Annotated in this window: 11 protein-coding genes and 2 pseudogenes; 9 read left to right on the forward strand and 4 right to left on the reverse strand. The window is 37.9% G+C overall.

Annotation, left to right across the window (positions count from 1 at the left end; all coding sequences use genetic code 11):
* Positions 1-96 precede the first annotated feature (96 nt).
* Both uvrB and ACFILH_RS08595 read left to right on the forward strand, forming a co-directional pair.
* A complete protein-coding gene (gene uvrB, locus ACFILH_RS08590; protein ID WP_273791222.1) occupies positions 97-2,406 on the forward strand; it encodes an excinuclease ABC subunit UvrB in 2,310 nt (769 codons plus the stop codon).
* 627 nt (positions 2,407-3,033) lie between these two features.
* A complete protein-coding gene (locus ACFILH_RS08595; protein ID WP_375667656.1) occupies positions 3,034-3,816 on the forward strand; it encodes a BA14K family protein in 783 nt (260 codons plus the stop codon).
* A gap of 69 nt (positions 3,817-3,885) precedes the next feature.
* On the opposite strand, the pseudogene ACFILH_RS08600 reads toward ACFILH_RS08595, so the two are convergent.
* Positions 3,886-4,197 (reverse strand): annotated as a pseudogene (locus ACFILH_RS08600) (MBL fold metallo-hydrolase); the annotation flags it as partial.
* Between the two features lie 4 nt (positions 4,198-4,201).
* On the opposite strand from ACFILH_RS08600, the pseudogene ACFILH_RS08605 reads away from it, so the two are divergent.
* Both ACFILH_RS08605 and ACFILH_RS08610 read left to right on the forward strand, forming a co-directional pair.
* Positions 4,202-4,822 (forward strand): annotated as a pseudogene (locus ACFILH_RS08605) (sensor histidine kinase); the annotation flags it as partial.
* A 579-nt stretch (positions 4,823-5,401) separates the two neighbouring features.
* A complete protein-coding gene (locus tag ACFILH_RS08610; RefSeq protein WP_375657739.1) occupies positions 5,402-6,025 on the forward strand; it encodes a BA14K family protein in 624 nt (207 codons plus the stop codon).
* Positions 6,026-6,094: 69 nt separating this feature from the next.
* On the opposite strand, the gene ACFILH_RS08615 is transcribed toward ACFILH_RS08610, so the two are convergent.
* Positions 6,095-6,745, reverse strand: coding sequence for an MBL fold metallo-hydrolase (locus ACFILH_RS08615; protein ID WP_273791225.1), 651 nt, complete (start codon positions 6,743-6,745; stop codon positions 6,095-6,097).
* Between the two features lie 144 nt (positions 6,746-6,889).
* On the opposite strand from ACFILH_RS08615, the gene ACFILH_RS08620 reads away from it, so the two are divergent.
* Both ACFILH_RS08620 and ACFILH_RS08625 read left to right on the forward strand, forming a co-directional pair.
* A complete protein-coding gene (locus ACFILH_RS08620) occupies positions 6,890-7,594 on the forward strand; it encodes a response regulator (protein WP_273791226.1) in 705 nt (234 codons plus the stop codon).
* A gap of 8 nt (positions 7,595-7,602) precedes the next feature.
* Entirely contained in the window at positions 7,603-8,943 is a 1,341-nt protein-coding gene (locus ACFILH_RS08625; protein ID WP_375637402.1) for an ATP-binding protein, read from the forward strand.
* Between the two features lie 45 nt (positions 8,944-8,988).
* Here the strand turns inward: ACFILH_RS08625 and ACFILH_RS08630 are convergent, their stop codons facing one another.
* Both ACFILH_RS08630 and ACFILH_RS08635 read right to left on the reverse strand, forming a co-directional pair.
* The gene (locus tag ACFILH_RS08630) at positions 8,989-9,489 is read right to left on the reverse strand and encodes a YbjN domain-containing protein (RefSeq protein ID WP_375629408.1); all 501 of its coding nucleotides are present in this window, start codon (positions 9,487-9,489) and stop codon (positions 8,989-8,991) included.
* Positions 9,490-9,892: 403 nt separating this feature from the next.
* Positions 9,893-10,138, reverse strand: a complete 246-nt coding sequence (locus tag ACFILH_RS08635) for an accessory factor UbiK family protein (protein WP_273791228.1) — start codon at positions 10,136-10,138, stop codon at positions 9,893-9,895.
* A gap of 304 nt (positions 10,139-10,442) precedes the next feature.
* Between ACFILH_RS08635 and lgt the strand changes: the two genes are divergently transcribed.
* The 3 genes from lgt (at position 10,443) to pgeF (ending at position 13,269) form a co-directional block, all read left to right on the forward strand.
* Entirely contained in the window at positions 10,443-11,321 is an 879-nt protein-coding gene (gene lgt, locus ACFILH_RS08640; RefSeq protein ID WP_273791229.1) for a prolipoprotein diacylglyceryl transferase, read from the forward strand.
* Positions 11,296-12,375, forward strand: a complete 1,080-nt coding sequence (locus tag ACFILH_RS08645; RefSeq protein ID WP_375643121.1) for a class I SAM-dependent methyltransferase — start codon at positions 11,296-11,298, stop codon at positions 12,373-12,375. The genes lgt and ACFILH_RS08645 overlap by 26 nt, the downstream gene beginning before the upstream one ends.
* A 102-nt stretch (positions 12,376-12,477) precedes the next feature.
* Complete coding sequence (gene pgeF / locus ACFILH_RS08650; protein ID WP_375620697.1) at positions 12,478-13,269, forward strand: peptidoglycan editing factor PgeF; 792 nt, start codon at positions 12,478-12,480, stop codon at positions 13,267-13,269.
* Positions 13,270-13,685: the final 416 nt, after the last annotated feature.

Genomic DNA, 13,685 nt, shown 5'->3' on the forward strand with positions numbered 1-13,685 from the left:
AATCTGTTCAATAACGTTTTGCTGTTGTCGTAATAAATTTGTAAAATTAGTATTTTCTTTAAAATCACCAACACTTTTCTATCAAAGGATACAACAATGAAAAATGGTGTTACTGCAACAGTAGAAGCTCTTTCTGCTCTCATTGCTTCAGGTAATCCTCTTTTTAAGAATGGCGCGTTATGGACACCTCACCGCCCTGTTCGTCCTGAAAAGTCTGAAGGTGGTATTCCATTTCAACTCGAAACATCTTTTAAACCCGCGGGAGATCAACCTCAAGCCATAAAAACTCTGGTTGAGGGAATTCAAAAAGATGAACGTACACAAGTGCTTTTGGGTGTTACCGGCTCAGGAAAAACCTATACAATGGCCAATATCATTGAAAAAACACAGCGTCCAGCTTTAATCTTAGCACCAAATAAAACTCTAGCAGCGCAGCTTTACGGTGAATTTAAAAGTTTTTTTCCCCATAATGCCGTCGAATATTTTGTTTCCTATTATGACTATTATCAGCCAGAAGCCTACGTTGCACGCTCTGATACCTATATTGAAAAAGAATCCTCAATTAATGAACAAATCGACCGGATGCGTCATGCTGCAACACGCGCCGTCTTAGAGCGTGATGACGTTATTATCGTCGCCTCTGTCTCCTGCATCTACGGGATTGGTTCCGTAGAAACCTATACGGCCATGACCTTCCAAATAGCAAAAGGGGACAAACTCAATCAACGAACACTCTTGGCTGATTTAGTCTCTCAACAGTATTATCGACAAGATATCAATTTCATTCGTGGTTCCTTTCGTGTACGAGGGGATACAATCGAAATTTTCCCTGCCCACCTCGAAGATCGTGCTTGGCGTATTTCGCTCTTTGGCGATGAAGTGGAAACAATTACGGAATTCGATCCTCTCACCGGACAAAAAACAGGCGATCTTCAATCGATTAAAATTTATGCCAATTCACACTATGTAATACCGCGACCAACACTCAATCAAGCAATGAAAGCCATCAAAATGGAACTCGTTCAACGCCTCGATGAGTTGAACGCAGCTGGACGTCTTTTAGAAGCACAACGTTTAGAACAACGTACAATTTTTGATTTAGAAATGTTAGAAACCACCGGCTCATGCGCCGGAATAGAAAATTATTCACGTTATTTAACAGGACGAAAACCCGGAGAACCACCACCAACCTTGTTCGAATACATTCCAAATAATGCTCTTGTTTTTATCGATGAAAGCCACGTAACCATTCCCCAAATTGGGGGCATGTACCGAGGTGACTTTCGTAGAAAAGCAACACTAGCAGAATATGGTTTTCGCCTCCCTTCTTGTATGGATAACCGTCCTTTGCGCTTTGAAGAATGGGATGCTATGCGCCCACAAACGATTGCTGTCTCCGCAACACCTGGACGCTGGGAAATAGAACAATCTCACGGCACTTTTGCGGAACAAGTTATTCGCCCAACAGGGCTTGTTGACCCACCAACAGAGGTTCGTCCAGCTAAAAATCAAGTCGATGATGTTGTGAATGAAATTCGTAAAACAATTCAAAAAGGCTACCGTACATTGGTGACAGTTCTCACAAAGCGTATGGCTGAGGACTTAACTGAATATCTCCACGAACAAGACATTCGTGTACGCTACATGCATTCTGACATTGATACATTAGAACGCATTGAAATTCTACGCGATCTTCGGCTTGGCACCTTTGATGTCCTCATCGGTATCAACTTGCTCCGAGAAGGCTTAGATATTCCAGAATGTGGTTTTGTTGCCATTCTAGATGCCGATAAAGAGGGCTTTTTGCGCTCTGAAACTTCCCTCATACAAACAATCGGACGTGCTGCACGTAACGTAGATGGCCGTGTTATCCTCTATGCAGATACGATCACTGGTTCCATAGAACGAGCCTTACAGGAGACACAAAGACGTCGACAAAAACAAATAGCCTATAATGAAGAACACCATATCACACCGAAAAGTATCAAAAAAAATATCGGAGATATTCTCAATTTAGGCGATGAAAACAACCATGTTCGTACAAATATCCCTGATGTTATCGAGAAAAAAAATATAGTTGGCAACAATTTAGCATCTCATATTAAACACCTTGAAAAATTAATGCATGAAGCAGCTGCTGATCTTAATTTTGAAGAAGCAGCGCGACTTCGCGATGAAATCAAACAATTACAAAAGATAGAACTAGAACTCGCAGAAAATCCCTTAACACATCATAGCGAACAATCCACCCATGAGCCCGTGTTACAACAAAGTCTTTTCTCCAAACCAGACCTTGCACACATGGGACCAACCATGGACACTGGTATTTTGGAAAATCAAAAAGGAAAATCTCGTAAAAACACCCCTAATCAAGCAACAATAAAACGAAAAAAACGCAATCAATGAAGGAGTAAGAAATTTCAAACCGCATAAAATAATCTTCAGCTCTTCTAAAAAAGACTAAGGTTCAAAAGCAAACAGCATTATCCGAAAAATAGACAACCTCCAACATCAAGGGTGCTCCAATTTGTCTAAAACAACATAAGAAAGAACATTTTACAAAAAATTCCAAAATATATTATTTTATACAGTTATACTCTGATATTTAACTCAATATTATCGATCCTTACAAAAAAATATTCAAATAGGTCACTGTTCTATAACACAAATAAAGTAAAATAAGACTTTCTCATAGAACCATAAGACTATGATAAAAAATGATAACTTTGTATTCATACACCTATTGTTCAATTCATATTGTACCAAACAATAAAAAAGTACCAATAAATAAAGATTTTATATCCCATAGTAAAAAATCGGGTACTCTCAATACAAATTTATTAATTAACCTCAAGCAGAGTACATTAATTGAAATCAAAATTCTGTTATGATTTTATTGTACTGTCTCCGTGGTAGATTTAACTAAATGAATTTTTATTTTTTTGTCACAATAAAGTCCAAAATTGTTCAGGCTCTATTCAGTTTGAAACGTGTAGGATGTGAAAAATACGAATTTACACAAGGAGCATCATTATGAAAAAAGTGATCAGGCTAGCGGTATTATCAGCAATGTCAACTGTGACCGTTTTGATGCCGCTAAATGCAACGCTTGCGAATATGGCATGGAATCGTAGTGACTCTATCTCGAGAGAAATAGATGATATGATGAGGAAGATGCGTAAAGAAACAGATGATGCGATAAGGGAAATAAGGAAGAAAGCTGATATCCCGCCTTGCGGTTTTTCTCGCTCCCATTGTTCTGATAGAAAACGTGGCTTTTTTTCTGATGATTTCCAAAAGTTTGTTGATGATTTCCACAAGAGTTTTGAAGACGGCAAAAGAAGATTTAAAGCCGAACATGAAAGGTTTGTAGCCAAACATAGTAAGACGGAACAACAACACCACCACCACCACCACCACCATTATCATTATATTGAAAACAAAACGTATCATTACGTCGAGCGCAAAAAAACAAAACACCGTAATGTTCATATAGACAACTCAAGAGATGCTGTAGTAATGGGTATTCTTGGTCTTGCAACAGGTACGATTCTTGGTACAGTTTTAAAAAAACCAGAACAGCCACAAGTTGTTTATAAAACCGTACCACAACATCAAATTGTATATCAACAGGTTCCACAAGAACAGATAATTTATGAAGCTCCGCAAACGGTGAAATATGAGCCAGTACAACAATCATGGGAATCTGATTGGCTTAACTATTGCAAGAAAAAATACCGTTCTTTCAACCCTAAAACAGGAACTTTCCGAGACCGTAATGGTTTGGAACACGTTTGTTATGCCCCAATAAATTAACTTCTGTTCCGCCCTACTAAAAAGTCTTAAATGGCACAAAAAAACGCTTCAAAGCGTTTTTTTGTTTGCTCATATATTAAAATCTTGAAGAAAAGGATTATTTTGGCGCCCATAGCCTATGCTACTTTTAGGGCCATGCCCACAAATAAAATAAACATCATCGCCTAAGGGTAAAACTTTTTCTCGAAGAGATTGTATCAATTTTTCATAGGAACAGAAGGGGAAGTCCGTACGTCCAATAGAACCACAAAAGAGAACATCACCCAAGAGGGCTAAGCGCTCTTTTTCATTGAAATAAATAACATGACCAAGGGAATGCCCTAGTGTATGCAAAACCCTAAACTCATGTCTAGCAAAATACACACACTCACCATCTTCTAACTATATCGAACAACGCACCATAATGCTTTCGGGTGTAAGCCATGATTTAAGAACCATTCTCACCCGTTTTAAACTTCAACTAGCGTTAGCAAATACTGACTTTGATATTAAACCGCTTGAGCAAGATGTGAGCGACATGCAAAATATGTTAGAAAATGACCTTGCTTTTGCCCGTAGTGAAGGAAGTGAGTGTATTAAAACTTTTGATTTAAATACTCTTATGCAAAAATTCTCTACCGATGCGCATCTTCACAAACGTCAATTTTCCTACACCATTGAAAGCCCTACACAAATACAAGTACGCCCCCATGCCTTCACGCGTCTCATCAGCAATCTTGTATCAAAAGCATTTTGTCATGCTAATACTGTCAAACTAACAGCCATATCCCAACAAGAATCTTTCATCATAACTATTGATGATGATGGACCTGGGATTCATAAAAATATGCGCACAGAAGTCTTTAAGCCATTCTTTAAACTTGATAAAACACAAAATCAAGATGCGAGTAGAGCAGGACTCGGCCTTTCTATTGCTCAAGATATAGCACGTAGCCATGGAGGCAATATTCAATTGGATGATAGCCCTCTAGGGGGCTTACGCGCTATTATTGATGTCCCCCTTTAGCAATTTTTCTTGTTAAACCACGTTATAAAAAAATCCCTAAAACTATCAAAACATGCCAAAAACACTTCTAAAACCTAAATGAGCACAAAAAAATTAAAGAGAATGTTTCCCATATATCAAAAAAAGTTCCCGCAATATATTATCTTATACAGTTATAATCTGATATCGAACTCAATATTTAACCTCACAAGAGAGTAGTCAAACAGGACTGTATTCTATCACACAAATAAGATTTTATCTTAGCACCATAAGCCTATAATAAAAAACGATAACTTTTATTCATACACCTATTGTTTAATTCATATTGTATTAATTAATAAAAAAGTACTCATCAATAAAGAATTTATAACCAATAGTAAAAAATCTGCTGCTCTCAATACAAGCTGCTTAATTAACCTTAAGAATATTACATTAATTGAAATCAAAATTTTGTCATGATTTTATTTTACTGTACCGGCAATGTTTTAACTAAATGAATTTTTATTTTTTTGTCACAATAAAGTCCAAAATTGTTCAGGCTCTATTCAGTTTGAAACGTGTAGGATGTGAAAAATACGAATTTACACAAGGAGCATCATTATGAAAAAACTCTTCAGATTAGCGGTATTATCAGCAATGTCTACTGCAACCGTTTTGATGCCATTAAATCCAACGCTTGCAGATATGGCATGGTATCATAGCTATGATATGAGGAGGGAGGCTGGTTTACCAGCTCACAATTTTAGCTCCCATTTTTCTCATAGTGAACATCGCTCTTTTGATAATCCCCACAAGCGTCATTATGTTAGCCATAAATGGGGAGCACAACAACACCATCATGTTGAACACAAGACATATCATTATGTCGAGCGCAAAAAGACAAAACACAGTAGTATTAATATAAATAACTCAGGAGAAGCTTTAGCAATGGGCATTCTTGCTCTTGCAGCAGGTGCACTTCTCAGCAAAATTTTAAAAAAACCAGAACAGCCACAAGTTGTTTATCAAACCGCACCACAGCATCAAATTGTATATCAACAGGTTCCACAAGAGCAGATAATTTATGAAACTCCGCAAACGGTGGAATATGAGCCAGTACAACAATCATGGGAGTCTGATTGGCTTCAATATTGCAAGAAAAAATACCGTTCTTTCAACCCTAAAACAGGAACTTTCCGAGACCGTAATGGTTTGGAACACGTTTGTTATGCCCCAATAAATTAACTTCTGTTCCGCCCTACTAAAAAGCCTTAAATGGCACAAAAAAACGCTTCAAAGCGTTTTTTTGTTTGCTCATATATTAAAATCTTGAAGAAAAGGATTATTTTGGCGCTCATAGCCTATGCTACTTTTAGGACCATGCCCACAGATAAAACAAACATCATCGCCTAAGGGTAAAACTTTTTCTCGAAGAGATTGCATCAATTTTTCATAGGAACAGAAGGGGAAGTCCGTACGTCCAATAGAACCACGAAAGAGCACATCACCCAAGAGAGCTAAGCGCTCTTTTTCATTGAAATAAATAACATGACCAGGGGAATGTCCTGGGGTGTGAAAAACCTTAAACACATGTCCAGCAAAATGAACACACTCACCATCTTCTAACCATTTGTCAGGAATACAGATGCAAGCATCAGTGATGCCATAATTTTTTGCGCTTTCGCTCACAGCATCCATCACAGGCTTATCATCGCGATGTGAACCGATAATTTTTACATTAAGCGCTTCTTTCGCTTGCATTGCTGCTCCCACATGATCAAAATGACCATGTGTTACCCAAATAGCCTCAACAATAACACCATTCTTTTCGATTACGTCTTGAATCCGCGGCCAATCACCACCAGGATCAACGAGAACCCCCGTTTTACATTCACTATCAAAAAGCAAAGTGCAATTTTGTTGGAATGTCGTAACGGGAATAATATGTATATTAAGACTACCCATAATATCCTTTTCAAAAGTAACTTTTTTAAATTTATAAATAAAACTTTCTCTCCTTTAAGGTAAAGGTGCTGCTCGACAGCTTTATACAACTTATGTAAACTTGCATTTTGTGTAAACTAAATTTTTATCAAGGTTTTTTTAAGAATGACCAATCACGTTCAAGTTTTGTGTGACGATGCCCCTCACCTTCTTGTGATTGATGACGATACTCGTATTCGCAATCTTTTATTTCAGTTTCTCATTAAAAATGGATTTCGTGTTTCAGTTTCAGCCAATGCGAATGAAGCAAGACGACTGTTGGCAAGTTTAGATTTTGATCTTCTTATTGTTGATGTCATGATGCCTAGCGAAAACGGTATTGATCTCACTCATTCACTCCGCCAAACAAAAGATGTTCCTATCTTGATGCTAACAGCTTTATCAGAAATAGACAATCGTATCCGTGGATTAGAAGCAGGGGCCGATGATTATCTGTCTAAGCCGTTTGACCCTCGTGAACTTCTCCTTCGCATCAACGCCATTTTACGACGTGGTTTTCCCCTTAGCCAACCTAAAATTGAGCAAATCGTTTTTGGTCCTTATATATTTTCAATTTCACGACGCGAACTCAAAAAAGGAGGAGAAATTATTAAATTAACAGATAAAGAACAAGAAATGATGGTCATGTTTGCCGAAAATGCAGGCGATACAATTCCGCGCCATAAATTCGCGACAGATGACAGCAATATAAGTGAACGTGCCATTGATGTGCAGATCAACCGCCTTCGTCGTAAGATCGAAAAAAACCCAGCACTGCCTATATGGCTCCAAACCGTGCGAGGAATAGGGTATAAACTCTCTATTGAATAGGCACAAGAATGATCAAACCTTTAAGATTTTTTCTTCGATGGTTAACGAAAAAAATGCCTAAACGGCTTTATGCTCGCTCTTTAATCATTATTATCGCTCCCATGGTGCTTCTGCAAACGGTCATTGCTTATGTCTTTATGGAACGCCATTGGCAAATGGTAACCGAGCGTCTTTCAACGGCTGTCGTGCATGATATTTCAGCCATTATTGATATTCTTGAAACATATCCCCAACAAGATAACTATGAAGATATCAAGCGTATTGCACAACAACGTATGGGATTAAATATTTCTATTCTATCTCCTACCTCCTTACCCCCTCCAGGACCTAAGCCATTTTTTGCAATTCTTGACTATTTTTTAAGTGAAGAAATCACCCGCCAAATTAACCGTCCCTTCTGGATTGATACCGTAGGAGATTCTGATCTTGTTGAAATCCGTATCCACCTTGGTCACAACATCTTACGCGTCTTTGCTCCACGCAGCCAAGCCTATGCTTCCAATACTGCTATTTTTTTAAGCTGGATGGTAGGAACAGCTCTTGTTTTATTGCTGATAGCAATTTACTTTTTGCGCAATCAAATCAAACCGATTCAACAATTGGCTGAAGCAGCAGAAAGCTTTGGACGCGGTCGTCCTTTACCAAAAGGTTTTCAACCACAAGGAGCTGATGAAGTCCGTCGTGCAGGCATCGCTTTTTTACGCATGCGTGAACGTATTGAACGCCAAATTGAACAACGTACCATGATGCTCTCAGGAGTAAGTCATGATTTAAGAACCATTCTTACACGCTTTAAACTTCAGCTGGCATTAGTAAATACTGACTTTGATATTAAACCGCTTGAGCAAGATGTAAGTGACATGCAAAATATGTTAGAAGATTATCTTGCTTTTGCTCGTGGTGAAGGAAGTGAAAGTGTCAAGACTTTTGATTTAAATGCTCTTATGCAAAAATTCTCCACCGATGCTCGTCTTCACAAACGTCAATTTTCTTACACCATTGAAGGTCCTACAGAAATACAAGTACGTCCCCGTGCTTTCACACGCTTAGTCAGCAATCTTGTAACAAATGCATTTTGTTACGGCACGACTGTTAAACTAACCGCTAACTCTCAACAAGAATCTTTTATATTGATAATCGATGATAATGGACCTGGAATTCATGAAAATATGCGCACAGAAGTTTTTAAGCCATTCTTTCGACTTGATAAAGCGCGAAATCAAGATGCAAGTGGAACAGGACTTGGTCTTTCTATTGCTCAAGACATAGCACGCAGCCATGGTGGCAATATACAATTAGATGAGAGCCCACTCGGGGGAGTGCGCGCTATTCTTGATGTCCCCCTATGAGCAATATTTCCGCAAACCGTCTGTAAAAATAACAGACTGTATATTTTAGGCATTCCCTACAGTTTCAAACAAAGTGTACTGTAGTGCCTTGTAAGCACTTTCTCCCGACAAAGCAACCATCTGAAATGCAACATAATGGCTTTCACAGGCTTTAAGTGCATGTATCAACAATGTTTCAACCTGTATATGAGATGGATGCATCCCACCAGCCAAAAGAAGACCTTGTCGATAAATAACTGAATTATTCCTTTGCCAGTAATCAAAATGTCCCAACAACAACTTTTCATTAATTGCTAGCAATAAGCGCTGTATTTCAGCTGTTCGAGCATTTTTAGTAGAGAGATCAAACGAACAAGCTAAATGAAGTGCTTCATGCTCTTCCATCCATGAAAAAGCAAGACGATAGTTTGCGCGTTTTCCTTCCACACAAACGCTAATTTCATCTTGTGCATCCCGCTCAAACGACCAATCATATTCACAGGCAATCTGTTCGATAAAGTCAACAGGGTGCTCTTTTCTTTCTGTGGCGCAAAATGCAAGCCTCATCACAATCCTCAATCATCTTAAAACATTGTCAACAGAATATAAACCGTCTAAACTGTAACAATATTTTGCTACAATCAGAACCTTTACACCAAACAAATACACATAAAAACATCGACAGTACACAAACACCCAGAACACAATCGCGCTGTTTAGGGCAACCTGATAGTCATAAAACGAATCATCAAGTCTTTTCAGTGTATTGATACAATTTCATAGCGCCAGCCCCCCTGATTCAAAAAAATGTATTTTACCCAAAAAAAAATCAAAAATAAACAAATGCTCCGCTCTAACAGACTCAAGATTAAGCATTTTTTAGTTTCACGCATCACATTGAAAAATTGGGGATATTTTTTGAAGATTCTTTTTTTAAGAAACTATTTTACTTTTTTGTGTCTGCGTTTTTTTAATCATCTTTCTTTAAATCATCAAGGCGCCTTTTCAAATCAGCATTATCAGCATGGATTTTCAGCACCATCTCCTTAAAAGTCTCAAACTCTTCGCGAGAAACAAGATCAAGTTTGTTTGCTATCTTTTCAGCCTGCACACGAAAAGCTGTTCCAGCTTCACGTCGTATGCCTTGCGCAACGTCAGCAGCATCCGTTGCTAATTTTGCTAGTTCATCAAGAATACGATTTGATCCATTACGCATAACATTTTTCCTTAAATTTTAATTATTGACGCACGCATTATAGCGTATTCTCATAACATTTAGATACTGTAATTTGTTCCTTTTACTCTATATTTTACATACTATGTAGACTTTTCATAACGATTTTGTTTAAGATTTTTTAATATTCCTTTATCACCATATTTTTTACCGCGATAAATCAGTGGAAATCTATCTCCCTTTCTGACTAGCCTCCCTACTGACTTGACCATTGTGCATTCATCTGTCATTTCTGACCATCAGAGTCACTTCATATTCATCTCGTATAATGTAAAATGCTTAACTCATGAACAATCTGTCTTGTCCAGCCATTGCTTTTCCGTCTTTCCTTGATCCTGTCATTATCCAGCTAGGTCCCATAGCACTTCATTGGTATGGACTTGGTTACGTACTGGGTATTCTTTTTGCTTGGTGGTATGCGCAAAAATTATTAAAAAAAACATCTCTATGGTATAGAGACCACCCTCCTATGGATAAAGAAAAGATCGGAGATTTTGTTGTCTGGTCTGCCATAAGTGTTGTTATCGGAGGGCGTTTAGGACAAGTTCTTGTATGGGATCCCATTTACTATTTTAACCATCCAAGTGCTATCATTGCCGTATGGGATGGGGGAATGTCCTTTCATGGCGGACTTATTGGTATTATCATTGCTATGATCTGGTTTGCCCGTAAAAATTATATTAACATACGAGCCATGTTTGATATCATTGCTGCAGGTGCTCCTATTGGTATCGGCATTGTACGAATCTGCAACTTCATCAACCAAGAGTTATGGGGCAATATCACTACACATCCTTGGGCTGTTTGTTTTCCTCTCGATCCTTACTATTTACCGCGCCATCCAAGCCAGCTTTACGAAGCATTTATGGAAGGATTTCTTCTCTTCATCATCTTGTGTCTTCTTATTTTTGGGTTCAAAGCATTAAAGCGTCCCGGTGCTGTATCAGGAACATTTATTATAGGCTACGCAGTAGCACGCAGCATTTCTGAAGTTTACCGTGCGCCTCAAGAAGATCCAGAATGGTTTTCGACACTTTTCCATTCTACTGGTTTTACCTATGGCATGGCTTTATCTCTTCCCATGCTTCTTTTAGGGGGTTATCTTCTTCTCCACGCCTTTAAATATAAATCGACAGAAAATGGCCAATCTAAAAGAAAAAATTAAAGAAATTATTGTCCTTAATGGACCAATCACTGTTAGCCAATATATGACGTTGGCACTTACAGATCCTCAGTTTGGTTATTATCAAACACAAACACCTTTTGGACGTGATGGTGATTTCATTACAGCACCTGAAATAAGCCAATTATTTGGAGAGATGATTGGCATTTGGACTCTTGCGAGCTGGAAAGCTCAAGGTTGTCCTCATCCTTTTATCCTCGCTGAGATAGGTCCAGGACGTGGAATTTTGATGGATGACATTTTGCGAACCATCCAAAAGCTTTCTACAAGAGCATTTAATGCTGCTGAAATTTTTTTGATCGAAATAAGCAAAAAACTTGCAAAAGAACAAAAAAAGCGCCTTTGCTCTTATCAAAAACAAATCCATAGCATTGAAAATTTTAATCAAATTCCTTCAAAACCTCTCTTCCTCATTGCTAATGAATTTCTCGATACACTCCCTATCAACCAATATATTAAAGTCAATGGAGAATGGAAAGAGCGCTGCATTACAGTCAATCAAAATGGAGATTTCATCTTTATTGCTGCCCCGCATAAACTTCCCTCTTCTTGTCTACAAACCTATTGTTCTAAAGTGCCTGACGGAACAATTTTTGAACATGCCCCTTTACGGCATCAATTCATGCAACAAATCAGCCACCATTTAGTGCAAGTGACAGGTTCTGCTTTACTTATCGACTATGGTGCTTGTGAGCTTGCCTTTGGCGATACCTTGCAAGCACTCTCAAAACATAAATTTCGTGATGTTTTTGATGCCCCTGGTGAACATGATTTAACATCCCATGTTGATTTTTCTTTTTTAAAAAACATAGCTCTTGAACAGGGCTGTTTTGCTGAAATCTTAGAGCAAGGAGAATTTCTTTTTAAAATGGGGCTACTGGAGCGCGCAAACCAGCTTGGAGTTGGCAAAAGTGCTCCTTTGCAAGACAAAATCCGCCAAGACATCGAACGGCTCGCTGGTCCAGATCAGATGGGAAAATTATTTAAAGTTTTACATTTCAGTGATAAAAACATCTCCATACCTCCTCAATTTTGATGATCGGCGCTTTTGTCAATAAGCACATCAGTATCTGAAATATTCATTGACAAATATGAACATCTCCATCCTCATTTCAAATAATCTCCATAAGGAACTTTTATGAAATCTATCCCTCATCCCATTCTTGCAAAAAATCTTTCTACTTTACACACCCATGGGATAAAACATGGATTTTTTACACGTCAAGGTGGTGTTTCAAAAAATCTTTATCATAGTCTTAATGTTGGGAAAGGTTCAAATGATCAGCTTGAATATATTGTACAGAATCGTCTTTTGATCGCCAATTATTTTTCTATTGAGGCGCAAAATTTAGTCACAGTCAATCAAATACACTCCTGTAACGTTGTCGTAGCTCATCAAGCAACTATCGGTGCACCTCCTCAAGCTGATGCTCTGGTTACGACCACCCCAGAACTCGTTATTGGGGTTCTTACAGCAGATTGCGGACCCATTCTGTTTGCTGATCCACAAGCTGGAGTCATCGCTGCAACTCATGCTGGCTGGCGTGGAAGCTTAAATGGAATTATCGAGAAAACAATTGCTGTTATGGAAACACAAGGAGCCAAAAGACAATCAATAACAGCAGTCCTTGGACCTTGTATTGGCCCTTATCACTACGAAGTAACAAATGAATTTTACGACCAATTTATTGATTACCACAGCAAATACCAAAAATATTTTTTAAAAACAGACAAAATAAATCGCTTTTATTTTAATCTATGGGCATTTATTATAAACCAACTCAAAGAAGCAGGCGTTAATGCTTCTTGTGTAGAGCTTTGTACCTATCAAGATGAACAGCGTTTTTTCTCCTATCGCCGTGCAATACACCGCAACGAACCCGATTACGGACGGCAAATTTCTGCTATTATGCTGAAAAACAAAAGATGAGCCCCTTTTATACTTGAGAACAATACCAAAACTGCAAAACTAAACTTTTTACCCAAATGTAAAAATAAATCCCATTGGACTTTGCTTTTTTCACAAAATTATCTACCAGCACATAAAATATGATAGCCTTCGCTGTGATCATTTTCAATGTTTGGTTATAATAATTGAAGGCAAGATGATACTTCTTTTTATTACTCCCCTTCATTCATCTTAAATATGAAACATTCCCCATATTGAAAGCATTTTTATAAAGTAATAACCAAAAAGATTAATCAATATGTATTTCTTTGCCGCATGGAGAAAAAACTTTGCTCTAAAAGTAACAAACTTTTGGAAAAAGAGAAAACATACTGCATAGCTCTTTAATAATAATCGATAAAATTGTAAGGCTTTTGTAATTGTTCTCTTGCAATTTA

The organism is Bartonella sp. CL435QHHD (assembly GCF_042195095.1).
Classification (GTDB): domain Bacteria; phylum Pseudomonadota; class Alphaproteobacteria; order Rhizobiales; family Rhizobiaceae; genus Bartonella.

What these genes read in the sequence shown, in the direction of transcription:
- uvrB (WP_273791222.1), top strand. Translation starts at nt 97, where the DNA reads ATGAAAAATGGTGTTACTGCAACAGTAGAAGCTCTTTCTGCTCTCATT.
- ACFILH_RS08595 (WP_375667656.1), top strand. Translation starts at nt 3,034, where the DNA reads ATGAAAAAAGTGATCAGGCTAGCGGTATTATCAGCAATGTCAACTGTG.
- ACFILH_RS08610 (WP_375657739.1), top strand. Translation starts at nt 5,402, where the DNA reads ATGAAAAAACTCTTCAGATTAGCGGTATTATCAGCAATGTCTACTGCA.
- ACFILH_RS08615 (WP_273791225.1), bottom strand. Translation starts at nt 6,745, where the DNA reads ATGGGTAGTCTTAATATACATATTATTCCCGTTACGACATTCCAACAA.
- ACFILH_RS08620 (WP_273791226.1), top strand. Translation starts at nt 6,890, where the DNA reads ATGACCAATCACGTTCAAGTTTTGTGTGACGATGCCCCTCACCTTCTT.
- ACFILH_RS08625 (WP_375637402.1), top strand. Translation starts at nt 7,603, where the DNA reads ATGATCAAACCTTTAAGATTTTTTCTTCGATGGTTAACGAAAAAAATG.
- ACFILH_RS08630 (WP_375629408.1), bottom strand. Translation starts at nt 9,489, where the DNA reads ATGAGGCTTGCATTTTGCGCCACAGAAAGAAAAGAGCACCCTGTTGAC.
- ACFILH_RS08635 (WP_273791228.1), bottom strand. Translation starts at nt 10,138, where the DNA reads ATGCGTAATGGATCAAATCGTATTCTTGATGAACTAGCAAAATTAGCA.
- lgt (WP_273791229.1), top strand. Translation starts at nt 10,443, where the DNA reads ATGAACAATCTGTCTTGTCCAGCCATTGCTTTTCCGTCTTTCCTTGAT.
- ACFILH_RS08645 (WP_375643121.1), top strand. Translation starts at nt 11,296, where the DNA reads ATGGCCAATCTAAAAGAAAAAATTAAAGAAATTATTGTCCTTAATGGA.
- pgeF (WP_375620697.1), top strand. Translation starts at nt 12,478, where the DNA reads ATGAAATCTATCCCTCATCCCATTCTTGCAAAAAATCTTTCTACTTTA.